The 26,143-nt window shown below is 65.1% G+C and carries 16 protein-coding genes; 9 read left to right on the forward strand and 7 right to left on the reverse strand.

Annotated elements, in window-relative coordinates; genetic code table 11:
• From U1700_RS13635 to U1700_RS13655, 5 genes are all read left to right on the forward strand, one after another.
• Positions 1–7,474 (forward strand): VCBS domain-containing protein (locus tag U1700_RS13635; protein ID WP_332753226.1); only part of this gene is annotated, 7,474 nt, incomplete at its 5' end.
• Positions 7,475–7,544: 70 nt separating this feature from the next.
• The gene (locus U1700_RS13640; protein WP_332753227.1) at positions 7,545–8,963 is read left to right on the forward strand and encodes a TolC family protein; all 1,419 of its coding nucleotides are present in this window, start codon (positions 7,545–7,547) and stop codon (positions 8,961–8,963) included.
• 28 nt (positions 8,964–8,991) lie between these two features.
• Positions 8,992–11,139 carry a type I secretion system permease/ATPase gene (locus U1700_RS13645; protein ID WP_332753228.1) on the forward strand — a complete coding sequence of 716 codons (2,148 nt, stop codon included), beginning with the start codon at positions 8,992–8,994 and terminating at the stop codon, positions 11,137–11,139.
• Positions 11,136–12,155, forward strand: a complete 1,020-nt coding sequence (locus U1700_RS13650; protein ID WP_332753229.1) for a cell wall hydrolase — start codon at positions 11,136–11,138, stop codon at positions 12,153–12,155. Before U1700_RS13645 ends, U1700_RS13650 begins: the two co-directional genes overlap by 4 nt.
• Before the next feature lie 10 nt (positions 12,156–12,165).
• Positions 12,166–13,455: an HlyD family type I secretion periplasmic adaptor subunit gene (locus U1700_RS13655; protein ID WP_332753230.1), complete on the forward strand. Its 1,290-nt coding sequence runs from the start codon at positions 12,166–12,168 to the stop codon at positions 13,453–13,455.
• A gap of 7 nt (positions 13,456–13,462) precedes the next feature.
• Here U1700_RS13655 and U1700_RS13660 read toward each other — a convergent pair whose 3' ends face one another.
• On the reverse strand, positions 13,463–14,344 hold the full coding sequence (locus tag U1700_RS13660; RefSeq protein ID WP_332753231.1) for a transglutaminase-like cysteine peptidase: 882 nt from the start codon (positions 14,342–14,344) through the stop codon (positions 13,463–13,465).
• A 48-nt stretch (positions 14,345–14,392) separates the two neighbouring features.
• A complete protein-coding gene (locus U1700_RS13665) occupies positions 14,393–15,199 on the reverse strand; it encodes an alpha/beta fold hydrolase (RefSeq protein WP_332753232.1) in 807 nt (268 codons plus the stop codon).
• 63 nt (positions 15,200–15,262) lie between these two features.
• Here U1700_RS13665 and U1700_RS13670 point away from each other — a divergent pair, with 63 nt between their 5' ends.
• From U1700_RS13670 to U1700_RS13680, 3 genes are all read left to right on the forward strand, one after another.
• Complete coding sequence (locus tag U1700_RS13670) at positions 15,263–15,814, forward strand: (2Fe-2S)-binding protein (protein ID WP_332753233.1); 552 nt, start codon at positions 15,263–15,265, stop codon at positions 15,812–15,814.
• A 3-nt stretch (positions 15,815–15,817) separates the two neighbouring features.
• Complete coding sequence (locus tag U1700_RS13675) at positions 15,818–16,792, forward strand: RcnB family protein (RefSeq protein WP_332753234.1); 975 nt, start codon at positions 15,818–15,820, stop codon at positions 16,790–16,792.
• A 123-nt stretch (positions 16,793–16,915) separates the two neighbouring features.
• Positions 16,916–18,754, forward strand: coding sequence for a DUF885 domain-containing protein (locus tag U1700_RS13680; protein ID WP_332753235.1), 1,839 nt, complete (start codon positions 16,916–16,918; stop codon positions 18,752–18,754).
• Positions 18,755–18,909: 155 nt separating this feature from the next.
• On the opposite strand, the gene U1700_RS13685 is transcribed toward U1700_RS13680, so the two are convergent.
• Positions 18,910–20,523 (reverse strand): lysine--tRNA ligase, encoded by a 1,614-nt coding sequence (locus tag U1700_RS13685; RefSeq protein WP_332753236.1) that lies wholly within the window; start codon positions 20,521–20,523, stop codon positions 18,910–18,912.
• A gap of 20 nt (positions 20,524–20,543) precedes the next feature.
• Here U1700_RS13685 and U1700_RS13690 point away from each other — a divergent pair, with 20 nt between their 5' ends.
• A complete protein-coding gene (locus U1700_RS13690; protein WP_332753237.1) occupies positions 20,544–23,267 on the forward strand; it encodes an ATP-dependent DNA helicase in 2,724 nt (907 codons plus the stop codon).
• Here the strand turns inward: U1700_RS13690 and U1700_RS13695 are convergent.
• The 4 genes from U1700_RS13695 to plsX all read right to left on the reverse strand — a co-directional run bounded on the left by U1700_RS13695 (position 23,205) and on the right by plsX (position 26,135).
• Complete coding sequence (locus U1700_RS13695; RefSeq protein WP_332753238.1) at positions 23,205–23,597, reverse strand: MerR family transcriptional regulator; 393 nt, start codon at positions 23,595–23,597, stop codon at positions 23,205–23,207. The genes U1700_RS13690 and U1700_RS13695 overlap by 63 nt on opposite strands.
• 8 nt (positions 23,598–23,605) lie before the next feature.
• Positions 23,606–23,935: an integration host factor subunit alpha gene (locus tag U1700_RS13700; protein ID WP_332753239.1), complete on the reverse strand. Its 330-nt coding sequence runs from the start codon at positions 23,933–23,935 to the stop codon at positions 23,606–23,608.
• A 137-nt stretch (positions 23,936–24,072) separates the two neighbouring features.
• Positions 24,073–25,050, reverse strand: a complete 978-nt coding sequence (locus U1700_RS13705) for a beta-ketoacyl-ACP synthase III (RefSeq protein ID WP_332753240.1) — start codon at positions 25,048–25,050, stop codon at positions 24,073–24,075.
• Positions 25,050–26,135 (reverse strand): phosphate acyltransferase PlsX, encoded by a 1,086-nt coding sequence (plsX, locus tag U1700_RS13710; RefSeq protein WP_332753344.1) that lies wholly within the window; start codon positions 26,133–26,135, stop codon positions 25,050–25,052. The genes U1700_RS13705 and plsX overlap by 1 nt, the downstream gene beginning before the upstream one ends.
• Between the last annotated feature and the right edge of the window lie 8 nt (positions 26,136–26,143).

Consider the following 26,143-nt stretch of genomic DNA (forward strand, 5'->3'; position numbering starts at 1 on the left):
TCGTCCCGATACGGATGCGCTGGCGGCGGGGGCCTATGGTCCCGAGGCGGGCAATGTCATCACCGGCGCCGGCACGACCAGCGGTGCGGTTGGCGCCGACACCAAGGGTGCCGATGGTGCATCGGTGACCGCGATCAGCGCGGGTGCGACGAGCGACACGAGCTTCGATGAAGCGGGCAACCTGGTGCTTCACGGCACCTATGGCACGCTGACGATGAAGGCCGACGGCAGCTACAGCTATGTCCGCGATGCGGGCTCGCCGGGCGGGGTGACCGACACGTTCGGCTACACGCTGACCGACGGCGACGGCGACCAGTCGCCCTCGACCCTGACGATCTCGATCGGCAACGCGACCCCGACAGTGCATATTCCTGCGGCGGGTGAGGGTGGCACCAGTGTTAGCGAAGTCGGCCTTGGCGCACATCTGGCCTATGGCGGCAGCACGACGCTTCCGGCCGGTTCGGGCGAGATTGCCGACGGGATCCCGGGTAACAACAGCGACACCAGCGAGACCTCGACCACGGGCACGATCAGCTTCACGCCCGGCGATAGTCCGGCGGTGGTGACGATCGGCGGGGTTGCCGTGACCGGTGCGAACCAGACGTTCGCCGGGACCTATGGCACTTTGACCATCGACAGCTACAGCGCCAGCGGCACGATCACCTATCATTACACGCTGAACGTCAGCACCAACGGCAATACCACGGCCGATCACTTCGCGGTGATCGTCACCGACAAGGACGGCCAAGCGACCGCGCCCGCCGACCTGACCATCGCTATCGTCGACGACGTGCCGACCGCGCGTGCCGACACTGACACGGTTGCGGCGGGAAGCTTCGCGCCGGAGGGCGGCAATGTCATCACGGGCGCAGGCACCGATGGCGGGACATTGGGTACGGGCGTCGACACGCTTGGCGCCGATGGCGGCCGGGTACTTGGCGCGCTTCCGCAGGGCGGCGTGTTTACGTCGATCGCCCCGGGTGGATCGACGACGATCCATGGCCTTTATGGCTCGCTGACGATTGGGTCGGACGGCACTTACACCTATGTCCGCGACGCGGGCTCGGCGGGCGGTGTCGACGACAAATTCTTTTACGTCCTGCGTGACGGCGACGGTGATACGTCGCCGACTTCGCTGACCATCCACATCGGGGATTCACATCCGGTGCTGACAGTTCCGGCGGCGGGTGGGGCAACCACGACGGTCTATGAGAGCGGCCTTGCCGCGCGTGGCGGCGAGCCGGCCGGGTCGGGCACCGCGCCGAACACGACGGTCGTGTCGGGGACGATTGACGTGACCTCGCCCGATGGCCTGGAGAATGTCTTCGTCAACGGCGTCCAGCTCACTGGATCGACGATCTTCCCGGTGACGGTTTCGAGCAACTCGACCGGGACGCTGGTGATCACCGGCGGCACCTATGATGATGTCACCGGGATCGGCCATCTCAACTACACCTACACGCTGCTCGACAACACGCTGACCGATCCGGCGAGTGTGACCTTCCCGATCAGCGTCACCGACTCCGATGGCGACCCGGCAACCTCGAACCTGGTAATCAACATCGTCGATGATGCGCCGATGGCGCACGGTGACGTCGGGAGCGTGACCGAGGGAGCGCTTCTGAGCGTCCCCGTTACTGGTGTGCTCGCGAACGATGTTTCCGGTGCGGACGGCTTTGCCGTTAGCGGCGGTGTCGTCGGGGTTGCGACGGGTAGCAATACCGCAGTCGCGCTGAACACCGGAACGGCCACGGCCATCGCCGGCACCTATGGCACGCTGACACTCTATGCCGATGGTCACTATACCTATCAGGCCAACGCCAATGCCGTGAATGCCGACCAAGTTGATCACTTCGTCTACACGATCAAGGATGGCGACGGGGACACCTCGACCACCACGCTCGACATCACGGTGACAAACGTAACCTTGAATGCGCAGAATGTGACCGGCTCGGTGTACGAAGCAGCGCTCGATACAGTCAAGGATGCGGGTGAATTTGCCGCCAGCAGCGTGACCGGGTCGAACCCGGGTTCGACCGGCGAACTCGTTACCGGGACCATTACGAACGCTTTTGCGGCGGCCAATGGCTACACGCCGCAGACGACGACGACTCCGTATGGCACCTTCACGCTCGATGCGCAGGGTCATTACAGCTACACGCTGACCAGTCCGATCATCGGTGCACAGGCCGACAATTCGACCAATAACGAAGTTCCGGTCCAGCATTTCACCTACACGGTGGTCGATGCGAACGGGAATTCGACGACCGGATCGGTCGACATCACCGTCGTCGACGACGTGCCGATTGCGCGCCTCGACACGGGTAGCATCCTCGAAGGCGGCACGCTTACAGTGCTTGCTGCGGCGGGCGTAATTTCTAATGACACGCCGGGAGCCGATGGCCTGGTTGGCGGCGGCGTGGTCGGCGTTGCGACGGGCACGAATACCGCGGTGGCGCTCAGCACGGGCGTCAACACGGTCATCACCGGCACTTATGGCACGCTGACGCTTCAGGCGAACGGCAGCTATGTCTATCATGCCAACATCAACCAAGTCGTGCCTGCGGGCGCGGTCGACAATTTCGTCTACACCATCAAGGACGGTGACGGCGACACGTCGACAACGACGCTCAAGATCAGCGTTGCCGACGTCAATCTGACGACCGGCGGTGCCACTGGGACAGTCGACGAGGCGGCGCTGGCCGTGATCGGCAGCAACCCGTCGCTGACCACGGAAACCACGGGCGGAACGCTTGCCGGCAGCAGCGGCGCCGGCGGCCTGAGCTATGCGCTGGTCGGCTCGTCAGCAGGCGCGCACGGCACGATCAGCATCACTTCGGGCGGCGTGTGGAGCTATACGCTTACCTCGCCCTTCACCAACTCGCCCGCCGCCAACGACGGCACGGCGATCGACGGGACCGAGACCTTCACTTACAAGGTGACCGACGCCAACGGCAATTTCACGACCAACACGATCGTTATCAGCGTCCAGGACGATGTCCCGACCGCGGTTAACGATACCGACAGCGTCAAGGAAGACGGCCCGACGGTCGCCGACGGCAATGTCATCACCGGCGTCGGCGGCACGGACATCAACACCTTCGACGGCAACGCCGACACCAAGGGCGCCGACGGCGCGACTGTGACCGGCATCAAGCTGGTTGGTGGCGCGAGCTTCGGTGCGGTTTCGACGGCAGCCGCGGGGACCAACATCGTTGGAACCTACGGCACGCTGACGATCCATGCCGATGGCAGCTACAGCTATGCGCTCAACAACGCCGCGGCCAATGTCCAGGCACTGACCGGGACGGCGACCGTCCACGACGTCTTCACCTACCAGTTGACCGACGGCGACGGCGACAAGAGCCCGGCCAACATCGACATCTCGATCAGCGGCACCAACGACGCGCCGGTGGTTCAGGCTGACACCAACTGGGTGCTCGACGTGACTTCGGGGGCGAACCCGACGACGACTGGCAATGTGCTGCAGACGATTGCCCACACGGGTGCGCCGGCGGGCAGCTTCAGCGACCTTGCCGACAGCGACGTCGATACCGGCACGGTGCTGGCGGTGGGCAATCCGGGCACTTATGTGGGCACCTACGGGACGCTCGTGCTCAATGCCAACGGCAGCTACACCTACACGCTCAACGCGAGCAACGCGGTGGTGAACGCGCTTCCGGCGGGTGGTACGGTGACCGACAGCTTCCCCTATGCGGCGAGCGACGGCACGACCTCGACCCCGTCGACGCTGACGATCACCGTGTTCGGCACCAACGACGTGCCGGTGGTTCAGGCGGACACCAACTGGGTGCTCGACGTGACTTCGGGGGCGGACCCGACGACGACTGGCAATGTGCTGCAGACGATTGCCCACACGGGTGCGCCGGCGGGCAGCTTCAGTGACCTTGCCGACAGCGACGTCGATACCGGCACGACCCTCGTCGTCTCCAACGCAGGCACTTATGTTGGCACCTACGGGACGCTCGTGCTCAATGCCAACGGCAGCTACACCTACACGCTCAACGCGAGCAACGCGGTGGTGAACGCGCTTCCGGCGGGGGGCACAGTGACCGACAGCTTCCCCTATGCGGCGAGCGACGGCACGACCTCGACCCCGTCGACGCTGACGATCACCGTGTTCGGCACCAACGACGCGCCGGTGCTGACCCCGTCAACGATCAGCGTGTCGGAAGAAGGGCTTAGCGGTTCAAATCCCGATAGTCTGGGTACACCCGACACGACCAACCTTGCGGTGCGGTCAGGGTCGATCGGTATTTCCGACGTCGATACGGGCTCAATCTTCGCCGTCACGCTCGGCACGCCGACGACGGCGCTGACCGTTGGTGGCGTGGCTGTCACCTGGAGTGGCATGGGCACAGGAACGCTTACGGGCAGTGTCGGCTTGATTCCGGTGATCACGGTCACGATCAACTCAACCGGTGGCTACACGGTGACGCTGCTCCATGCGGTCGACCAGCCCAACACCGCAATTGAGGACGCGATCAACTTGGTCGTCCCGGTCAATGTGTCGGACGGCACGGCAACCACTGCGACCACGATTACGGTCAGCATCGAAGATGACTCGCCGGTCGCGTTCACACCCGACTCGGTCGGCGCGAAGGACGGCGATCTCGCTGGGAACGCAGTCACCGGCAACCTCAACCTGCACATGGGCGCGGACGGTCTTGGTGGCCTGAAGTTCGACATCGGAACGCTCGGCAGCGTCGATGCACAGGTCATGGCTCGGGACAGCAGTGGCAATCTGCTCAAGCTCGGCGGACTGCAGCTCTATCTTTATGGCGATGGCACCGACACGCTGACCGCGACGACGGGCACCAGTGCAACCAATGGTACTGTCGGCTTCATCGTCCACCTTGACCCAGTCACCGGGACGTACACGTTCGATACCGTCTCGGGCATCATCACCAACGGTACGCAGGTCAACTTCGCCAATCTTACCAGCACCAGCGCCGGCAACGTGAATTACGCCGCGATCGGCGCGAATGACGCTTCAACAGTCATCGATGCCCTGATCTCGGGTCGTGGCGACACGGGCGGGACCGCCGGATCGGTCAATACGAACAGCACCGCAATCGGCGTGAACAATCAGTCGATGGACACGGGCGAAGCGGTACGCATCGACTTCCTGAACAATCTGGTAACCCAGGCGGGAACTGCCAGCGGCTATGGCTTCAGCAGCCACGCCGCTACGACCAGCTTTACGCAATTCGTCCCTCAGGTCGGTGGTTCGCAAAGCAACACGGTTGATATCCAGGTCACGGCGATTTCCAGCAGCACGAGCTCGGCGATCGCTCCCGATACGACTCCCGCTTCACTGACGAACGGCGAGACGAAGGCGCCGATCACGTCGGTAACGGTCAAGGACTATTTGACGAGCGGGACAACGACACTGGACATCAGCGGGCTGGCCAGCGGCAATACCGCGGCTGTCGCCTACGGCATTACAGTGACCAAGAATGCCGACGGGTCGGTCACTTTCCATGGAATTCAGGAAGGCGACAGCTACACGATCACGACAACGGCGAGTTTCTCGGCGGTTGTGGTCGAAAGCGCGACCGGCATCTTCGACTTGGGCATCTTCTCGATCGGTGCGGCGGCGACGGCAAGTCCGATCAATCAAAACTTCACGATCGTGGCGACCGATGCAGACGGAGACCCGATCAGTTCGACGGTCATGACTACTATTGTCCCGAACATCGCCGGAAGTTCGATCGGCACGGCGGGTGCCGACACGCTAAACCAGAGCGCTTCGACGGATCCCGTGGTGTTGGCGGGGAACGCCGGTAACGACGTCATCACTGGCGGATCGGGGAACGACTATCTTTACGGCGGAGCTGGCAACGACACGCTCAACGGCGGAAGCGGCAACGACACGCTCGTCGGCGGAACCGGGGCGGATACGTTGAACGGCGGCGCGGGCAACGACACCTTCGTGCTCAGCAACGACGTGATCACTGACGGTACAGCGAATGCCGACACCATCACCGGCTACACCGCCGGAGAAGTCATCGACATCACGCAGATATTGACGCAAGCGGGCGCGCTTTCCGGGTTCATCCGCTTGCTGGTCAACGGCGACTTGCAAGTCGATCTCGATGGTGGTGGAAACAGCTATGTCACCATCGCTCATCTGACGGGCGGCGGGGTCAACGCGAGTATCCTGTATTCCACCGGTCCGGGAACGACAGCCAGCGCGACGATCGTCTCAGGCGCCCCGCCGGTGGTGCTCGACCTCAATGGTGACGGCGTTCACTTCCTGTCCACTGAAGCCGGTGTGACGTTCGACTATGGCAGCGGCAAGGTTGCCACCGCCTGGGCAGCACCGGACGACGGCATCCTGGTTCACGACGCCAATCATGACGGCAAAGCCAGCGCCAGCGAAATCATGTTCGCCACCAGCGGCAGCGATCTCGACGGGCTCAAGGCCTACGACACCAACCATGACGGCAAGTTGTCTGCAGCCGATGCCGATTTCGCCAGCTTTGCGGTGTGGCAGGATGCCAATAGCAATGGCGTGGTCGATGCCGGCGAGATGAAATCGCTTGCCGCAGCCGGGATTGCCTCCATCTCGCTGTCGAGCGACGGCGTCAGCTACACCGCCGCCAATGGCCAGGTCGAGGTTGCCGGTACCGGCAGCTACACGACGACCAGCGGCACGACGGGTTCGCTCGCCGATGCCAGCTTCGCGATCGGCACGACCGCGGTGGCGGGCGTTGCGACCACCTCCTCCGACCAGATCAAGCTGGCGGCGGCGGCGAACAGCAATGTCACGCTGGCGGCGGCACTCGCCGCAGCGGGCCTCGCCAGCGAGGCGGCGGCTGCCCATCCGGCGCCGATCGCCGGCGACACGGCGGTTGCGGCGGTCAACCAGGTCGTCGACAAGGTTGCCCTCGACGCCACGACCAGCGATGCCGGGCATCAGTCGATCAGCGGCGAAACCCGCGAAGCGATCGAAACCGCGCAACCGGCGACGAGCACATCGCATGCACCGGTCGAGGCTGCCAATGACACGCACCCACTCGCTGCGTCGACCGAGGACGCGCATGCCACCTCGGCCTTGCTCGGCGGGACCGATGCACCGGCACATGCCGTGGCAGCAACGTCCTTCGCTCCGGTGATGATCGCAATGCCGTCGGCACAGGCGATGGCGGTGGCGGGGCTGACCGGCAACGGCGTCCAGCACAGTGGCGACGTAGCCCGCGAGATTGTTTCTGGGCTTACCGACGGTCATGGCCAGGCCCAGCTCGATGCGCTGATCAACGCGCTTCCCGGCCATGCCGATGGCGCCGGCCCGGGAACGGCAATTGCCGCAAGCCTGGTCGCTCAGGGCGTATCGAGTTGGGACACGGCCCATGTGGCGGCTTTCCAGATGATCGCTGCCCACGCAAACACGATTGAAGCGGTGATGCTTCATCATGATGCGGTTCAGCCGGTGGCACACGCCGGCTAACCAAATGATTGACGAGCGCGTCCGCGTGGACTCGGGCGCGCTCGTCTGTACTGACCAGAAGGGGGATTTCATGACGAAGAAGCATTGGACGATGATCGTGCCGGGAGCCTTGTTGCTTTGCGCAGCGCCGGCGAACGCCATCGATCTCAAGGACGCGGTTCAGGCCGCGCTCAATTCCAACCCGGAGATCCGCCAGGCGGTCTCGAACAAGGCCGCGACCCGCGAAGAGCGCATCCAGGCCGAAGGCGAATATTACCCGAAGGTCGACATCGAATTGTCCGGCGGCGCGCGCAACCTGCGCAACCCGACCCGGCGCGCGATCGGCATTTCGGGCCAGACGCTCTATCCGGTCGAAGGTGACGCCAATTTCGATTGGCTGTTGTTCGATACCGGTGGCCGCCGCGCCGAAATCCGTCGCCAGGCCGCCCGCGTCGATGGCGCAGCCGCCCGGGTCGACGAGCGCTCGCAATATGTCGCGCTAAACGTCTCGCGGACCTATATCGACTATCTGCTCCAGCAGCGCCTGTCGGCCATCGCCAGTGATAATGTGACCTTCCACGAGAAGCTTGCCGGTGACCTTCGCGAAGGTGTGTCGAAGGGGTCGATCTCGATTGCCGACCAGCAGCAGGCTGAAGAGCGGCTTCAGGCGGCGCGCGCTCGCGTGACCGAGTCGAACGAAGACCTCGACACCGCTGCAATCACCTTCCGCCGCCTGACCGGCATTCCGGTCGACCAGGTCACGATGCCGCCCGATCTCATGCAATATCTCCCCGCAACTCTCGACGAGGCCGAGAACGCTGCCCGGATCAACAATCCGCGCGTCCAGGAAGCAATTGCCGATCTTACGGCGGCGCGCGAGTTCACCCAGGAAGCCAAGAACGAACTCGGACCCAAGGTCAGCCTTCAGGGTCAGGCGCGTTATGGCAATGACATTGATGGGTTCCGCGGCCATACGCGCGATCTGCTCGGTCGCCTCGTGATGAAGTGGAACGTGTTCAACGGCGGCATCAAGGAAGCCAACATCCGCGAGCAAGCGCGCCGTTCGGACGAGGCTCATGGCCGACTGTTCGAAGTCACTCGCTCGGCCGAGGAAGACGTCCGCAGCGCGTGGAGCCGCCTGACCAACCAGACTCGCCTGACCGGCGAGCTTGAGCAGCAGGCACGGGTCAGCGACGACCTGCTCCTGTCCTACCGCGAGCAGTTCAACGTCGGCCGCCGCTCGCTGCTCGACGTGCTCGATACGCAGAACACGCGCTACAATGTTCAGGCCCAGCGCGAGACCGCTCGTCTCGGCAAGCTGTACGCCCAATATCGCGTGCTTGCCGCCGAGAATCGCCTGATCGAGGCGCTTGGCGTGATCAAGCCGATGGAGGCGTGGGGCACCGAGCGGGCGCATTATCGGATCAACCCGATCCCGCCCGCCGACTTGCGCGAGGAAAGCATGCCGATGCCGGTGATGGGTCCGCCCGCACCGAACACGGGTCGCTGAGTGAAGTTGAGGACAGGCGTTGAGTATCATGAACAGCTTGGATTCCGCGCCTGCGCGTGAGCTTGATCCGGTCCTCGACTGCCTGTCCTTCCTTGCCCGCCGTGCCGATCGGCCATCATCGCCAGTCCTGCTACGTGCCGGGCTGGCGCTGTCTGAAACGGGCAAGCTGCCGTTCCATCAGGTCGAGCCCGCGCTCGACCAGGTCGGGATGCGTGGCCAGCCCGTCAGCCGCAAGCTGAAGCGCTGGCCTGATCGCGATCTCCCTGCCATTCTTGAACTCGACGAGGAGCGCGCTGTGCTCCTGCTCGAGCTCAACGCAGGGCAGGGGCTGGTCTATGTGCCCGGCGTCGCCGAGCCGATGTGGACTGCGCTCGACGAGATCGACCATATCTACACTGGCCATGCGGTCATCGTCGAAGCCGATCCGTCACGCGAGCGTTTAGCCGAGCGGCCGTGGGACAAGGCCAAGCACACCCACTGGTTCTGGTCCGAAGTGTGGAAGGTGCGCGGCCAGTTCTGGCCGGTCATGCTCGCCGCGCTGATCGTCAACTTGCTCGCCTTTGCGATGCCGCTGTTCACGATGAACGTCTATGACCGCGTCATCCCGAACAAGGCGGTGCCGACATTGTGGGTGCTTGCAATAGGTGTCGTCATTGCACTTGCATTCGACTTCACGCTGCGCCTCGCGCGGTCGCGTCTGGTTGACGAGGTCGGACGCAAGCTCGACGCCAAATTCTCGCAGAAACTTTTCGAGAAGGTGATGAACCTGCCGCTCGCCGACAAATCCGGCAGCACTGGGGCACTGGCCAAGCGCGTCTCCGAATATGAGAATGTCCGGGACTTCTTCGCATCGACCACCGTCGTGCTGGTCGTGGACATCGTCTTCTTGTTCCTGTTCCTGATCTTCATCGCCGTCCTCGCCGGATGGCTGGTGATGGTGCCGATCGTCGGCATCGTCGCGATGTTCACTGCCGGGATCATGCTCCAGCGCTCGATGGGCCGCTCGGCGCTCGATGCGCAGGCCGACTCCAGCCTCCAGCATTCGGTGCTGGTCGAATCGATCGGTGGGCTCGAGACGCTGAAAGCCGCGCGCGCCGAGGGCCAGATGCTCGGCCGCTGGAAGCGCTATGCCGCCATGTCGGCAGGCACGCAGGAGCGCATGCGCCGCCATACTGCGGTCGCTATCAACCTTGCCTCGGGCGCGCAGCAGCTGATCAGCATCGGCCTGCTCATCGGTGGCTTTTACAAATTCAATGCCGGTGAAATGACGATGGGGGCGATCATTGCGATCGTCATGCTGGCCGGACGCGCGCTGTCGCCGATCGGGCAGTTCGCCTTCCTCGTGACGCGCGCCCGCCAGTCACTGACGACGCTTGCCTCGCTCCAGCGGATGATGGAAGCCGCCGACGAGCGCCAGGTTGCCTCGCGCAGCATTGTCCCCGAAATTCGCTCGGGCTCGGTCGAACTGGCGCACGCCGGCTTCCGCTATCCGCAAGCGTCACGTGACAGCCTGTCCGAGGTCAATCTCAGCATCAAGCCGGGCGAGCGCATCGGCATCATCGGTCGCGTCGCATCGGGCAAGTCGACTCTTGGGCGCATGCTGTGCGGGCTGTACGCCCCGACCGACGGTCAAATGTCGATCGACGGTCTCGACAGCCGCCAGTTCCACCCCCACCAGATCCGCGACGCCTTCCGCTTCGTCGGACAGGATGCCGAACTGTTTTCGGGCAGCGTGCGCGACAATCTCATGCTCGGGGCGGCCAATGCCGACGACCAGCAGCTGATCGACGCCGTCGTCCGCTCGGGTGCCGACCTCTTCCTTTCGCGTGATGCCGCCGGTTTTGACCTTCCTGTCGGCGAGCGCGGGTCGCGCCTGTCGGGCGGCCAGCGTGCGATGCTGTTGCTTGCCCGCTCGCTTGTCACCCCATCGAAGCTGCTGTTCCTCGATGAACCGACCGGCGCGATGGATACCCAGACCGAGGCCTATTTCATCGACCATCTGAAATCGGCGCTCGGCCCCGACCAGACGCTGATCGTGTCGACCCATCGCCACCAGATGCTGTCGATCGTCGACCGGCTGATCGTCATCGACGCCGGCCGGATTCTCGCCGACGGACCGCGCGACGAAGTCATTGCCAAGCTGAACGCCGCTGCGCAGCAGGAGAAGTCCCAGTGAACCGCCTCGCCAAGGCCAGCCTCGCGATCATCGGTTCGCTGTCGATTGGCGCTGCTGCGCTGCTTGGCCTTGCGCCGACCAGCGGTAATGCACACCCCGAAGCGGTCGCCACGATGCTTCCCCCGCGCCAGGCAGAGGCGCTTATCGCGGCCACCACCGGTCCGCAGGCCGCCGTAGCCCAGGCCGTTGGCAAGGACGCCCAACTCATCAACGCCTCGCTCCCGTTCAGCGGCGCGCCGGTCCAGGCCGCGAGCGCCTTCACGGTCGCCGACAGCTCGCTCGATCACCGCCGCGCGCTGCTTTGCCTGACTCAGGCAGTCTATTATGAAGCTGGTTTCGAACCCGTCGAGGGTCGCCGCGCGGTCGCCCAGGTAGTGCTCAACCGGATGCGCCACCCGGCTTTCCCCAAGTCAGTCTGCGGCGTCGTCTATCAGGGGTCGACCGGCCCGGTCTGCCAGTTCAGCTTCGTCTGCGACGGCGCTCTTTATCGCCGCCCGTCGCAGGGGGCATGGACCGAATCAGCCCGCGTCGCCGAGGCTGCTCTCGATGGCTATGTCGAACGCTCCGTCGGCGAAGCAACCCATTATCACGCCGATTATGTCTCTCCGCGCTGGGCGCCGATGCTGGCCAAGGTTGCCAAGCTCGGGGCGCACATCTTCTACCGCTGGCCCGGCGCCTGGGGCACGCCTGCCGCCTTTACTGGCCGCTATATCGGTGAGCCGAATGATCCGCTTGCCCTGCGCCCGGCGCCGCGCGCGGCGACTGTTGCCGGTACGAGCGGTGACATTGGACTGCCGATGATCGCCGCCGGCCCGCCGATCGCTCGTGCCGCCAATGACGTCGGCGGGCTGCTCGACACCAGCAAGGGCTGGACGCTCGACATTCCCAAGCCGTCGGACAGCGGCAGCGCCGCCGCGCTGATTGCGGCGCAGGAAGCCAGGCCAGTGGCAAAGTCTGCGCCGTCCCTTACGGCCGTTGCCGCCAGTGCTGCCTCATCCCTCGTTGCGTCGCGTTAAGGACCTGACCATGGCCAGTCTTCCGTTCAGCACAGGCTCGTCGTCGCGCCGCCGCCGCGCGCCAATGTCATCCTCGACCCGAGTGATCGTCGTCACCACGATCGGCTTCCTGATCCTGCTGCTGTGGTCGATGATCGCGCAGGTCGACGAAGTCACCAAGGGGCAGGGCAAAGTAATCCCGTCGAGCAAGCTCCAGCTGATCCAGGCGTCCGATCCCTCGACCGTTCGCGAACTGCTGGTCCGTTCGGGCCAGCGGGTTCACCGCGGTGAATTGCTCGCCCGGCTCGACAATACCGAAAGCAGCTCGCAGCTCGGCCAGATACAGGCTGAGACTGAATCGCTGGCGGCGCGCTCGTCGCGGCTCGAGTCCGAAGGCACCGGGATTGGCGGAGCATGCGCAGGCACTGATTGCGGTAGCGAAGCGGCGTTAAAGTCGGTCCGCCAGTCGGCCCTGCGCAGCAAGGTCGCCGCGCTCAATGCCACCGCCGACCAGCGCCGTCGCGACGGCTCCGAAGCGCAAGCGACGATCAATTCGCTCCAGGGCGGTCTCGCCATCGCGCTTCGCCAGGTGGCCATGCTCGAACCCCTCGCCGCCAAGAATATCGTTCCGCAAACCGAGCTGCTCGACAAGCGCAAGGAGGTCAACGATCTCCAGGGCCGGATCGCCGCCGCGCGCGAGCAGCAGGGCCGCGCGGCGGCCGCCGTCCGCGAGGCCCAGGCACAGGCCGCGGAGGCGGGGTTCAGCTTCCGCCAGGACGCGCTCAACGAGGCCAGCCAGGTCAATCAGAAGATTGCGGTCAACGAACAGTCGCTGCGCGGCGCGCGCGGCAAGCTCGACCGGACCGAGCTTCGCTCACCCGTCGACGGAGTGGTCAATGACGTCCAGGTGACGACCATTGGCGGCTTCGTCCAAGCCGGACAAAAGGTGATGGAAGTCGTTCCGATGGGCGAGAAATTGCTGGTCGAGACCCGCGTCAAGCCAAGCGACATCGCCTTCATCAAGGTCGGCGACAAGGCGCTGGTCAAGGTCACTGCCTATGACTTCTCGACCTATGGCGGGCTCGATGGCCGAGTGGTCCAGGTATCGGCCGACTCGGTCTATGACGACAAGGAAAAGGAAGCCTATTTCACGGTCATCGTCGAAACCGGCCGAAGCTACCTCATGTCCCAGGGCCGGATGCTGCCGATCACCCCGGGAATGATGACCGACACTCAGATCATCACCGGGCGTAAGAGCGTGCTGAGCTATTTGCTCAAGCCAATGCTGAAAGCCCGCAGCGAAGCACTGCGCGAGCGCTAGAGTCCGCTCAGCGCGATGCCATCTGGACTGCCGTCACCGGGGCGGCAGCAATCGTCATCGGGGCAAGTTCGCGGCGATAGCCGTGAGTCCAGCTGCGTGCCCCCGAGAAGCTGAATACCGGGCGATAATCGTGCGCCTGCGACGCATCGAGCAGTTCGTCGGTGCCGCTGTCGAGCAGCCACAGTTTGCCGTCGACCCGAGCAACCGCGACCGCATGGTCCTGGCGGCGGACGAGGTCGTGCGCGATGACGAGGTAGAGGTCATGTTCGGCAAAGCCGGCGCGGCGCAGCAGGGCGAGCTTGGCGATCGCATAATCCTCGCAGTCGCCGCGCCCCCGGGCCAGCGTCTGCGCGGCAGGAGCCCAATAATCGGCAACGCCATACTGCTTTGCGTCATCGACGAAATGGACTCGGCGATTGACGTAGAGATTGACCGCCTCGAGCCGATGGAAAGCGTCACGATTGGTCAGTGATGCGGCGAAGCGGGCGGCGGGGGCATCGGGCGCGCCATGGGCGACTCGCTGCCAGCGGCCTTCAAGCGGTGACCAGCCGATCGGCATTGCGACGCTGTTGAAGACGTCGGGACGATCGCTGGAAATGGCTGCGGCTTGGCCGCGGATGACGGCGGGGATGATCAGTGACGGAGCGGAGACATCGCTCGCAGCAACTGTCGCGGTATGAAACAGCGTCGGTGCGGCCGGGGTTGCGCCTTGCTGCGCCAGCAGCCGGTCGAGCGCGCTCATCGACCCGAGGATCGCGGCACCCTTGCTGACCGAGAAGCTCGCGGCCTGCATAACGGCATCTTGCGCATTGGCGACGGTCGGCGCCGCGGCCAGGGCGAGGCCGGCAGTCAAGGCGCGGAGGGCGGAACGGAGCGAAGTCTTTTCCATGACGCCGCTTTTCGCAGCGCAAGGGAAACATAGTCTTATTTGGACTGGTTAAGCGGCGGGTAACCCTGTGCTATCTGGCGCCGGTTCGGACAGGAACCGGTCGAGCGCGAAATTGAACAGCGCAGCTTGCTCAAGGTTGGGGAGATGCCCGGCGGCTTGAATCATGACCAGCCGCGCACGATCGATCGCCGAAGTGACCGCCTCGCTCAAGGCTGGAGGGGTCACGCGATCCTCGCTTCCGCAGATGACCAATGTCGGCACGCTGATCGCCGTTGCCCGCTCGCGCTGGTCCGCCGCCCACACCGCCCGGCTCGCCAGCCGAAACGCAGCGGGGTCGATCTGCGCCATCACTTGCTCGAGCTCGGCGACCAGTGACGGATCGGCCCCAGCGCCAAGCAGCACGGGTACGCGTGCGCGTGCCAGCGCCGCCATGTCACAGCTGGCCGCCACCGACCGCTCGACGATCGCCGGGCCATCGGGATGGGCGAGGAAACTGTCGGCGATGATCAGCGACGCGACTCGCCCGGGCGCCAGCGCGGCAAGCGCGATGGCCACGACGCCGCCCAGTGATAATCCGCAGATGTGCGCCTGCCCAATTTCCAGCGCATCGAGCGCGGCAAGGATCGCGGCTGCAAAGCGGTCATGCGGCGCCTCGTCCGATGGTCGCGCCGGATCGCTTTCGCCATAGCCGGGATGGTCGAACGCGATCGTCCGTCGAGCCATTCCGAAGTGCGCCAGTTGCGGTGCCCACGCCGACCGGTCCGACCCGACGCCGTGGAGGAAGACCAGCGGCACCCCGTCTGAGCCCTGCTCGTCGACGCCGATTATCCCGAGACTGGTTGAAAGCTTGGCCATCGCTTGTCCTGATGGCGAGCATCGCCGCTTTTGTGAAGCCGCGACCCGCGCTACGCCGCTGGCATGACCAGTATGACCGTCAACGGCGAGGCCATCGCCTACAAGCTCGATCCCGACACCTCGCTGCTGTCGGCATTGCGTGATGCGTCGAACCTGACGGGCGCTAAGCAGGGTTGCGACAGTCGCGATTGCGGGGCGTGCACCGTGATCGTCGATGGTCGCGCGGTGACCAGTTGCTCGGTCACCATCGGCGCGTTGGAGGGCGCCGAGGTGACGACGATCGAGGGGCTGTCGCAGGGCCGATCACACCCGGTCCAGCAGTCGTGGGTCGCTGAGCAAGTGACTCAGTGCGGCTTTTGCGACCCGGGCTTCATCATGGCCATCGCCGCGCTGCTGCGGACCAATCCGCGACCCGACGAGGCGGCGCTGGCCGGACTTCGCCATCACTGCCCGTGCGGCAATTATCCCAGGGTCAGGAAAGCCATTGCCCGCGCCGCAGAAAACATGGCGGGTGCGGCACTTAGCGTGCTCGGTTCAGCTCCCGCCACGTTCAGCAGCGGCTCATCCTCCGACGTCCAAAAGCCTATCGACGGGCAGTCGAAGCATGGAGCGTGAGAGATGCGTAAGATGATTTTGGCCGCGATGCTGGTGACGGTGGCGGCGCCGGCAATGGCGCAGGACCAGGACGCTTGGGCCGCTCGCCGCGCCGAGCGCCAGCAACAACGCGAGCAACGCAGTGAAGCGCCGGGCGGTGAAACACGCCAGCAGAGGCCGCAGGAAGTGCGCCAGCCGCGCGTCGAACAGCAGCAGGAGCAGGAGCAGCGCGTTGAACCGCAGCGGGCGGAGCGCGCACAGGAATGGCGCCGTTCTGAACAGCAGGCGCGTCCGGAACAGCGGGAACGACTTGAGCAGCGGGAACGGCCCGAGCAGCCGAGGGTGCGATGGTCGCAGCCGGCTCCCCAGGTCCAGGTTCAGGTTCAGGCCCCGGTCGTGCAGACCGATGGTGTAACCGTGATTCGCCGCGGCGAGCAGGGCGGCGATCGCCGTCGCTGGGAAGGGCAGCGCGACGCCCCGCCGTCAGGCGCGTGGCAGCAGCAGCGCCAGCAACGCGGCGAGTGGCAACAGCGCCATCAGCATGATGGTTGGCAACAGCAGCCCCAGCAGCGCGACCCGCAAGCTGTGGGCCAGTGGCAGCAGCAGCCACGCCGGGATGGAGAGCAGCGCGATGGCCAACATCGGGCTGGCCAGTCCAATGGCCAGCGCTGGGCGGGTCATAACGACGGGCAACGCTGGTCGAGCCAGTGGCGGAACGACCATCGCTACGATTGGCAGCGGTACCGTGCGCGCAACCAGTCGATCTTCCGCATCGGCAGCTACTACGACCCGTTCGGCTGGAGCTATCGTCGCCCCAGCATCGGCATCACTCTATATGCTGGTTATTATCAGCCCGATTACTGGCTCGACGACCCGTGGCAGTATCGCCTGCCGCCGGTCTACGGCCCTTATCGCTGGGTGCGCTATTATGACGATGCCCTGCTGGTCGACATTTACTCAGGCCGAGTGGTCGACGTGATCGACAATTTCTTCTGGTAGGAAGCGACGTTCGGCGGTGCGATACGACCGTTGATCGAAGGGGCGTTGCGGAAACCTCCGCTGCGCCCCTTTGCATTCGGGCAGGAGCATATCCCCGCGCGCCCCATATCTCTAGGAATTTCCATGCGTTTTTCGTTTGCCGCGACCGTGTCGCTTGCCGTGCTCGCAATGGGTCTTGGTAGCTGTGCGAGCATCCAGCCCGCGCCGCCGCAGGTTGCACTGACGCTAACCCCGACGGATCCTGCCGATGCCCACAACGCCCTGTTCGCCTTGTTCAAGGATGACGACGAGGCGACGCTGAAGCTCAATCCGATGTCGGCCATTTATCGCGGCGATCTGCGTTATGCTGACCGGTTCGGCGATTATATTACCGACGCCTATTACGACGCGACGCGGGCGCAGGCCGAGGCCTCGCTGGCGCGGCTTCACCAGATCGACCGGGCTTGGCTGAACGAGACTGACCAGGTGGCGTATGACGTGTTCGACTTTCAGGAAAAGGACCTGATCGAGAGCCTGTCGCCGCGCATCCTGCCGCTCACGCGGGTCCGCCCGCTCAACCATTTCTATGGCTTCCAGTCGGCTTATCCGACCTTCGCCAGTGGCAAGGGCGGGGCACCGTTTGCGACGCTTCTGGACTATGAAAACAACCTCAGGCGCCACGCCGGTTACGTCACTTGGATCGACCGTGCGATTGGCCGCTTCCGCGAGGGTGAGGCGGCAGGGGTCGTCGAGACGAAGATGACCATTCGCAATGTCATCGAACAGCTCGATAACCAGTTGGCTCAGAAGCCCGAGACGTCGCAATATTATACCCCGGTGACGATGTTCCCCGCCAGCATTCCGGCGGGCGAACAGGCGCGGCTGAAGACCCAGTATCGCGCCGCGATCGTCGGACAGCTGATGCCGGCGACCAAGCGGCTGCGCGATTTCCTGGCGACCGAATATCTCCCCCGCGCCCGCGACGGGTCGGGCGAGATGTACATGAAGGGCGGGGACGCGCTGTACCGCTACCAGATCAAATCGACGACCACGACCGACATGACGCCCGAGCAGATCCATGCCCTCGGCCTGTCCGAGGTTGCGCGGATTACGAGCGGGTTCAAGGCGGTCCAGGGCGAGATTGGGTATCAGGGAAACCTGCCTCAATTCTTCGACTATATGCGGACCAATGCGAGGTTCCAGCCCAAGAGCCGGCAGGCGCTGACCTATGGATTTTATGCCATCGGCAAAGAAGGCCAGGCCAGGATCCCCGGTCTTTTCTCGAGTGTCCCCAAGGCGAAGCTGGCGATCCGGCCCTATGATCCGACGATCGAGAAATTCCAGGCGGGCGGCAGCTACGAGCAGGGAACGCCCGACGGATCGCGGCCCGGCACCTTCTACTTCAATGCGTATAACCTGCCCGAGCGCCAGACTTGGGGAATGACGACGCTGTTCCTTCACGAGGGTGAGCCGGGGCATCATTTCCAGGTCAGCCTGGCGCAGGAAAACGATGCTCTTCCGCCATTCATGAAGTTTGGCGGGAACACGGCCTATGTCGAAGGCTGGGCGCTTTATGCCGAGACGCTGGGGTATGACATGGGGTTCTACAAGGATCCCTATGCGCGCTTTGGGACGCTTAACGACGAGATGTTGCGGGCGATGCGGCTGGTGGTTGACACCGGGCTCCATTCGAAAGGCTGGACCCGCGAGCAGTCGATTGCCTACATGCTGAGCCATTCGGGGATGGGCAAGACCGACGCCATCGCCGAGGTCGAACGCTATATCGCCATCCCGAGCCAGGCGACGGCGTATAAGGTCGGCGCGCTGACCATCCAGAAATTGCGGAAAAAGGCCGAAACCGAGCTCGGGCCGAAGTTCAACATCCGCGATTTCCATGCCCAGGTGCTGATGACGGGGGCGCTGCCACTGGCGATATTGGAAGCGAAGATCGATCGCTGGATCGCCACGAGGAAGGCGGGGTGAGGACGGCGCGCGAGCGCGAATGTTCGCGCTCGTGACGACGTTTTCGATGTCCGCTTCCCCACTTGGAGAAGTTGTTTTATTCTAAGTGAAAAAGAGCCAGATGGGTTATGGCATAAGCCAGGGTCTGTAGGACAGCTAATTCGTGATCGGCGTCGCTAAGCGTCCGCCAACGACAGTGCCTCGGCGATGAGTTTGCGTGTGTTTTCAACGCCGTACAGGGCGATGAAGCTGCCCATTCTTGGTCCCTGGCTTGACCCCAGCAGCGTTTCGTAGAGCGCCTGGAACCAGTGGCGCAGGCTTTCGAAATCGTGGTGTTTGCCGATTTCGAAGACGAGGTTCTGGATGATATCGCCGGGCGTATCGGGGGCGAGTTTTGCCAGTTCGGCGTCGAGTTCGGTCAAGGCGGCGCGCTCGGTGTCGGTCGGCTCGCGGCGCTGGAGGGTCGGGGCGACGAAATCACGCGCGTAATTGACCGCAAGGCCGATCAGCGTGTCGAGTTCGGGGTCGGTGTCCGGCGCGGTGCCGGGAGCATAGCGCTGGACGAACTTCCACGCCGTAGCCTTGTCCCCGACCCCGGGAAGCGAGGCGAGGTTGAGCAGCAGGCCATAGGTCAGCGGAAGCACGCTGTCGGGAACCTTGCCGCCGTGGATGTGATGGACCGGATTGCCGAGCTGCTGCTCGATCGGCTGGGCGTGATAATTGCCGCGGAATTGAAGGTAGTCGTCAACCGCGCGCGGGATGACCCCGATGTGGAGCGACTTGGCCTTGCGCGGTTCGCGATAGGCGAAAAAGGCAAGGCTTTCCTCGCTGCCATAGTCGAGCCACTGGTCCAGCGTCAGGCCATTGCCCTTCGATTTGGAGATTTTCTCGCCCTTTTCGTCGAGGAACATCTCGTAGCTGAAGCCTTCGGGTGGGCGGGCGCCGAGGATGCGCGCGATCTTGCCCGACTGGATGGTCGAATCGATGAGGTCCTTGCCGGCCATTTCATAGTCGACCCCAAGCGCGACCCAGCGCATTGCCCAGTCGACCTTCCATTGCAGCTTTGACTTGCCGCCGAGCGCAGACTGGGTGACGGGCGTGCCGTCCTCGTCGGTGAAGGCGATGGTGCCGGCGTTGGCGTCGACGACGGTGACGGGGACTTGCAGGACCCGGCCGGTGGTGGGCGAGACGGGGAGGACGGGAGAGTAGGTGAGCCGGCGTTCATCGCGCAGGGTGGGCAGCATCACGCCGAGGATCTCGTCCCAATGGCGCAGGACCTGCTTCAACGCATCGTCGAACCCGCCTGCCATGTAGACGTCGGTCGAGGAGACGAATTCATAATCGAAGCCGAACCGGTCGAGGAAGCTGCGCAGCGTGGCATTATTGTGCGCGGCGAAGCTGTCGTGGGTGCCGAACGGGTCGGGGATACGGCTGAGCGGCTTGCCGAGGTTGGCGGCGAGCAGGTCGGGATTGGGGATATTGTCGGGGACCTTGCGCAGCCCGTCCATGTCATCGCTGAAGGCGATCAGGCGCGTCGAGTTTCCAGTCAGTTCTTCATAGGCGCGGCGGACCATGGTGGTGCGGAGGACTTCGTTGAAGGTGCCGATGTGGGGCAAGCCCGAGGGGCCATAGCCGGTCTCGAACAGGATCGGCTCGGCGGTCCCGTTTTTGGCTGTCTTGCCATCGGGCCAGCGCTTGATGATCTTGCGTGCTTCTTCGTAGGGCCAGGCCTTCGAAATCGTCGCTGCGGCGCGGATGCCCGAGTCCACTGTTGCCCTTTCGTTCCGCATTGCCCAAGGATGGGGACGCGATGGCCGCCCTTTTGCCTCTTCCCGCCCTGCACGCAACCCATGCCGGCATCTGGCTTGCCGACGGGGCGGGTGCGGGCGTGCGCGGCGTGGCACGGGGGGAGGCAATAAGGCAGGCGGCGGAGACCCCGCATATCCTGCTCAACGCGCCGCTCGTCGGGCAGCGGCTGGGCTATCCCGATTTGTCGGGGCTCGATCTGCTCGAGCTGTTCGCGTTCGTGTTTCCGGCGCGCTTCGTGGTGCCGACGGTCAGCGGACTGTGCCGCGCGCTGGGGATACAGGTCCCTACCGAGGATGGCGCGGCGGCGGGGACGCTGCGGGCAATTGCGGGCGGGCTGATGGCGGCGATGGGGGCTGAGGATTGGCCTGAGCGCGAGGGGGCGTGGACGTCGAACGCGAGCCTTCATCGGCTGGGATGGGGCTGGGCGCCACTGGTGGCGGCGCGGCTGGCGCAACCCGAGCGGTCGGAGCGGATGCTGTTTTCGCGATTGCCGCAGTGGGACGAGGCCGCCGAGCGCCCCCCGGCGCGGACGGTGACGGTGTCGGCGGGCGATGCAATCGAGCGGCTGGCGACACTGACCGGGGGCGGGGCCGAAGCGCGGATCGGGCAGCAGGCGATGGCCGGGGAAGTGGCCGCGATGTTCGCGCCGAGGTCGGCGGCTGGTGCGCCCAATGTCGTGCTGGCCGAGGCGGGGACCGGGATCGGCAAGACATTGGCCTATCTGGCGCCGGCCTCGCTGTGGGCCGAGCGCGCGGGGGGAACGGTGTGGGTATCGACCTTTACCAAGGCGCTGCAGCGGCAGCTCGATGCCGAAGGGGCGCGGCTGATCGCCGACCCGGAGGAGCGCAAGCGGCGGATCGTGGTGCGCAAGGGGCGCGAGAATTATCTGTGCCTGCTCAACCTGGAAGATGCGCTGCAGGGCGCGTTTACCGGGCGGGCGGCGGTGCTGGCGCAGCTGGTCGGGCGGTGGGCGGCGTATAGCAAAGACGGGGACATGGTCGGGGGGGACTTGCCCGGCTGGTTGCCGAGCCTGTTCCGGAAAGCCGGGGCGACCGCGCTGACCGACCGACGGGGCGAATGCGTCTATGCGGGCTGTCCGCATTACCGGCGCTGCTTCATCGAGCGGGCGGAGCGGGCAGGGCGCGAGGCCGACCTGGTGATTGCGAACCATGCGCTGGTGATGGTCAATGCCGCGCGCGGGCGCCCCGACGCGCCGACGCGGATCGTGTTCGACGAGGGGCATCATCTGTTCGATGCCGCCGATTCGACCTTTTCGGTTGTCCTGGGTGGGCAGGAAGCGATCGAGATGCGGCGCTGGCTGGTCGGGCCAGAGGGACGGTCGCGCGGTCGGCGACGCGGGCTGGCGGCGCGATTGATGGACGTGTGTTCGTACGACGAGGAAGGGGCGACGGCGCTCGATTCGGCGGTCGAGGCGGCGCGGGCGCTGCCGTCGGACGGGTGGTTGCAGCGGCTGGGCGAAAGCGCGCCGTTCGGGCCGATCGAGGCGCTGCTCGCCGAGGTCAGGGGGACGGTGTACGCGCGGGCGAAGGCGCAGGAGGCGGGATACGGGCTCGAGACCGAGCTGGCCGAGCCCGATGGCGCGCTGGTCGGGGCGGCGGCGGGAGCGCTGGAGGCACTGGAGGCGTTGGGTCAGCCGCTGGCGGCGCTGACCCGACGGCTTGAGGCGGTGATCGAGGATGCGCCCGACTGGCTCGACTCATCGGCGCGGGCGCGGGTCGAGGGTGCGATCACGGGGCTGGCGTGGCGGCGCGAGACGATCGGCGCGTGGGTGCGACTGCTGGCGCGGATCGGCGGGGCGGCAGATGGCGATTTCGTCGACTGGCTGGCGATCGAGCGGGTCGAGGGGCGCGAATATGATGTCGCGATACACCGCCGCTGGCTCGACCCGACGCGGCCGCTGGCAGCGGCAGTGTTGAGCCCGGCGCATGGCGTGCTGGTGACATCAGCGACGCTGCGCGGATCGGGCGGATGGGCGCAGGCCGAGGCGCGAACGGGAGCGCTGCATCTGCCGCGCGCTGCGACCCGGTTCGAGGCGACAAGCCCGTTCGACTATGGGCGGATGGCCGAAGTGCTGGTGGTCAACGACCTGCCGCGCGGGGACCTTGCGGCGCTGGCGGGGGCCTATGCGCGGTTGATCGAGGCGGCGGGCGGGGGGACGCTGGGGCTGTTCACCGCGATCCAGCGACTGCGGGGAGTCCATGCGCGGATTGCCGACCGGCTGGCGCGCGCCGGGCTGCCGCTGCTGGCGCAGCATGTCGATCCGATCGACACGGGCACGCTGGTCGATATTTTCAGGGATGATCCACGCGCGTCGCTGCTGGGCACCGACGCGTTGCGCGATGGGGTCGATGTGCCCGGCGAGTCGCTGCGGCTGGTGGTGATGGAGCGAGTGCCATGGCCGCGCCCCACGGTGCTTCATGCGGCGCGGCGGCTGGCGGGCGGGGGGAGCGCCTATGACGACAGCATCGTGCGCGCACGGCTGGCCCAGGGGTTCGGGCGGCTGATCCGGCGGCAGGGCGACCGGGGAATGTTTGTAATCCTGTCGGCGGCGATGCCGAGCCGGTTGCTGAGCGCGTTTCCCGAGGACGTCATGGTCAGCCGCGTGCCGCTCGATGTCGCGATTGCGCGGGTGGCGCGGCGGCTAGGCGGAGAGGGCGGCGCTCAGGCGGTCGCGCAGGCGGATGAGGCGATCAACGTCGAGTGACGGAGCGGCTGGCGGTGCTTCACGCACGGACGCGGGGACGGTTTGGGCGGAGACTGATTCGGCGGGGACTGGCGTCGCTGCCTTGTCGGCAAGCAATTTCTGGACGCCGCGGATGGTGTAGCCGTCCTGGTTTAGCAGAGTGTGGATACGCCGGGCGAGGGCAACGTCTGCGGCGCGATAATAGCGGCGGTTACCGGCGCGCTGAAGGGGGCGAAGCTGAGGGAATTTGGACTCCCAATAGCGCAGGATATGCTGGGGCACGCCCAGTTCCTGCGACAATTCACCAATCGTCCGAAAGGCGTCGGGGGCCTTGTCGGCAAGGGCCATCATAGCACTGCTTACTTAACGATCTTGTCGCGCATCATATGGCTGGCACGGAAGGTCATCACGCGGCGCGGGGCGATTGGCACCTCGACCCCGGTCTTGGGATTACGGCCGACGCGTTCGCCCTTGTCGCGCAGGATGAAGCTGCCGAAGCCCGAGATTTTGACATTCTCGCCTTCCGACAGCGAATGGCACATGTGGAATAGCAGGCGCTCGACCATGCTCGCGGCTTCGGCGCGGGAAAGGCCGAGCTGGCGGTGGACGGTGTCGGCGAGGTCTGCGCGAGTGAGTGTCCCCGAATGGAGCCCCCCGTCGTAGGTTCGTGCAACGCCTGCATCCGCCATGAAACTTCCCTCCGCCCGTCGATTCGGAACTCGCGCCCCCGCGGAGTCCAAGTCGCCCTATAACCTATGTGCTACCGTCGGGAAACCGACAATGTTTATGATAACAACTTAATTATCAACAGGACAGGGCAGTCTCATCAGTAACGGACTGCGGCAGCACCCCAAGTGAAACCGCCGCCCATGGCTTCAAGCACGACGAGGTCGCCGCGCTTGATTCGTCCGTCCTTGACCGCGACGTCGAACGCTAGTGGAACCGAGGCGGCGGAAGTGTTGGCGTGGCGATCGACCGTGACGACGACCTTGTCGGGGGACAGGCCAAGCTTGCGCGCGGTGGCGTCAAGGATGCGGGCATTGGCCTGGTGCGGAACGACCCAGTCAACATCGGCGGAAGTGAGACCGGCGGCGGCGAGCACTTCGCCCAGCACCGCAGCAAGATTGGTCACGGCGTGGCGGAACACCTCGCGGCCCTTCATGCGCAGCTTGCCGACGGTCTGGGTCGTCGAGGGGCCGCCGTCTACATAAAGGAGGTCGTTGTAGCGGCCGTCGGCGTGGAGTTTGGTTGCGAGGATGCCGCGGTCGGGATCGTCCGAAGCGCGCAGGACCATCGCGCCGGCGCCGTCGCCGAACAGCACGCAGGTCGCGCGGTCTTCCCAGTCGAGGATGCGGCTGAAAGTCTCCGCGCCGATGACGAGCGCGGTCGTGGCGCCGCCGCTGCGGATCATCGCGTCGGCGACGGTTAGCGCGTAAAGGAAACCCGAGCAGACCGCAGCCACGTCGAAGGCGACGCAATCGCGGATGCCGAGCGCGGTCTGGACCTTGGTGGCAGTGGCGGGGAAGGTCTGGTCCGGGGTGGCGGTGGCGAGCACGATCAGGTCGATGTCGCTGGCCTCTATCCCGGCATGGTCGAGCGCGCGGCGGGCAGCGTCGGTCGCAAGGGTGGCGGTGGTTTCGCCGTCACCCGCGATATAGCGGCTGCGGATCCCGGTGCGTTCGACGATCCACTCGTCGGAGGTGTCGACCTGTGCGGCAAGCTCGGCATTGTCGACTCGGCGCAGGGGGAGGGCCGAGCCGACTCCGGCGATTTCGGCGCGGGTGGGGGTTGATAGAAGGGGCATCAGGCCGGGTCGCTGCCGGCAGTGATGGCTGCGGCTGCGGCTGCGGCATCCTCGGCGAAGGTGTGCGCGCGGAACTCGTCGAGGTCGGTCGCGATCTTGCGGGTGATGTCGTTGCGGACCATCGAGGCGGCAACCTTGATTGCGTTGGCGACGCCCTTTGGCGTGGCCGAGCCATGGCTTTTGACGACCAACCCGTTGAGTCCGAGGAACACCGCGCCATTGTGGTTATTGGGGTCGAGGTGAACCTTAAGCATGTGCAGCGCGGGCTTCGACAAGGCGAAGCCGGCCTTTGAGCGAAGCGACGAGGTGAAAGCGCGGCGCAGCAGGTCGGTGACGAAGCGGGCGGTGCCCTCGGCGGTCTTCAGGGCTATATTGCCCGAGAAGCCGTCGGTGACGACGACGTCGACTTCGCCGCGCGACAGCTGGTCGCCCTCGGTAAAGCCATCGAAGCGCATCGGCAGATAGGTAGCCTCGCGGAGCATCGCGGCGGCTTCCTTGAGTTCGTCGGTGCCCTTCAATTCTTCGGTGCCGATGTTGAGCAGCTTGACCCTGGGCGAGTCGATATCGAGCACGGTGCGGGCATAAGCGGCGCCCATGACGGCGAACTGGACAAGGTTCTGCGCATCGCATTCGGTGTTGGCGCCAAGGTCGAGCATGACCAGATCCTTGTCCCCCAGGCTGGGCAACAGCGCGGCAAGCGCGGGGCGGTCGATGCCGGGCATGGTGCGCAGCGCGAGCTTGGCGATGGCCATCAGTGCGCCGGTGTTGCCGGCCGACAGCGCGGCGTCGGCATGGTCGTCCTTCACCGCGTTAATCGCCATGCCCATCGAGGTGCCGCGCGCCCGGCGGATCGCCTGGCTCGGCTTCTCGCTTGCGGTGATCGCCTCGGTCGTGTGGTGCACGGTAACCGCGCCGGCGACCGCCTGGTGGCGCGCCAGCTCGGGATTGATCAGCGCCTCGTCACCGTAAAGGTGGAACAGGAGCGCGGGATCCTTGCGACGCGCGGCAACGACCCCGGCGACGATGACCGCCGGGCCGATGTCGCCTCCCATGGCGTCGATCGCGATCCGCGGGCCGGCAGTCATTGCCACGG

The organism is Sphingomonas sp. RB1R13, from assembly GCF_036663775.1.
In the GTDB taxonomy this organism is placed as follows: domain Bacteria; phylum Pseudomonadota; class Alphaproteobacteria; order Sphingomonadales; family Sphingomonadaceae; genus Sphingomicrobium.

What these genes read in the sequence shown, in the direction of transcription:
- U1700_RS13690 (WP_332753237.1), top strand. Translation starts at nt 20,544, where the DNA reads ATGGCCGCCCTTTTGCCTCTTCCCGCCCTGCACGCAACCCATGCCGGC.
- U1700_RS13670 (WP_332753233.1), top strand. Translation starts at nt 15,263, where the DNA reads ATGACCAGTATGACCGTCAACGGCGAGGCCATCGCCTACAAGCTCGAT.
- U1700_RS13695 (WP_332753238.1), bottom strand. Translation starts at nt 23,597, where the DNA reads ATGATGGCCCTTGCCGACAAGGCCCCCGACGCCTTTCGGACGATTGGT.
- U1700_RS13655 (WP_332753230.1), top strand. Translation starts at nt 12,166, where the DNA reads ATGGCCAGTCTTCCGTTCAGCACAGGCTCGTCGTCGCGCCGCCGCCGC.
- U1700_RS13665 (WP_332753232.1), bottom strand. Translation starts at nt 15,199, where the DNA reads ATGGCCAAGCTTTCAACCAGTCTCGGGATAATCGGCGTCGACGAGCAG.
- U1700_RS13675 (WP_332753234.1), top strand. Translation starts at nt 15,818, where the DNA reads ATGCGTAAGATGATTTTGGCCGCGATGCTGGTGACGGTGGCGGCGCCG.
- U1700_RS13700 (WP_332753239.1), bottom strand. Translation starts at nt 23,935, where the DNA reads ATGGCGGATGCAGGCGTTGCACGAACCTACGACGGGGGGCTCCATTCG.
- U1700_RS13645 (WP_332753228.1), top strand. Translation starts at nt 8,992, where the DNA reads ATGAACAGCTTGGATTCCGCGCCTGCGCGTGAGCTTGATCCGGTCCTC.
- U1700_RS13660 (WP_332753231.1), bottom strand. Translation starts at nt 14,344, where the DNA reads ATGGAAAAGACTTCGCTCCGTTCCGCCCTCCGCGCCTTGACTGCCGGC.
- U1700_RS13705 (WP_332753240.1), bottom strand. Translation starts at nt 25,050, where the DNA reads ATGCCCCTTCTATCAACCCCCACCCGCGCCGAAATCGCCGGAGTCGGC.
- plsX (WP_332753344.1), bottom strand. Translation starts at nt 26,135, where the DNA reads ATGACTGCCGGCCCGCGGATCGCGATCGACGCCATGGGAGGCGACATC.
- U1700_RS13685 (WP_332753236.1), bottom strand. Translation starts at nt 20,523, where the DNA reads ATGCGGAACGAAAGGGCAACAGTGGACTCGGGCATCCGCGCCGCAGCG.
- U1700_RS13680 (WP_332753235.1), top strand. Translation starts at nt 16,916, where the DNA reads ATGCGTTTTTCGTTTGCCGCGACCGTGTCGCTTGCCGTGCTCGCAATG.
- U1700_RS13640 (WP_332753227.1), top strand. Translation starts at nt 7,545, where the DNA reads ATGACGAAGAAGCATTGGACGATGATCGTGCCGGGAGCCTTGTTGCTT.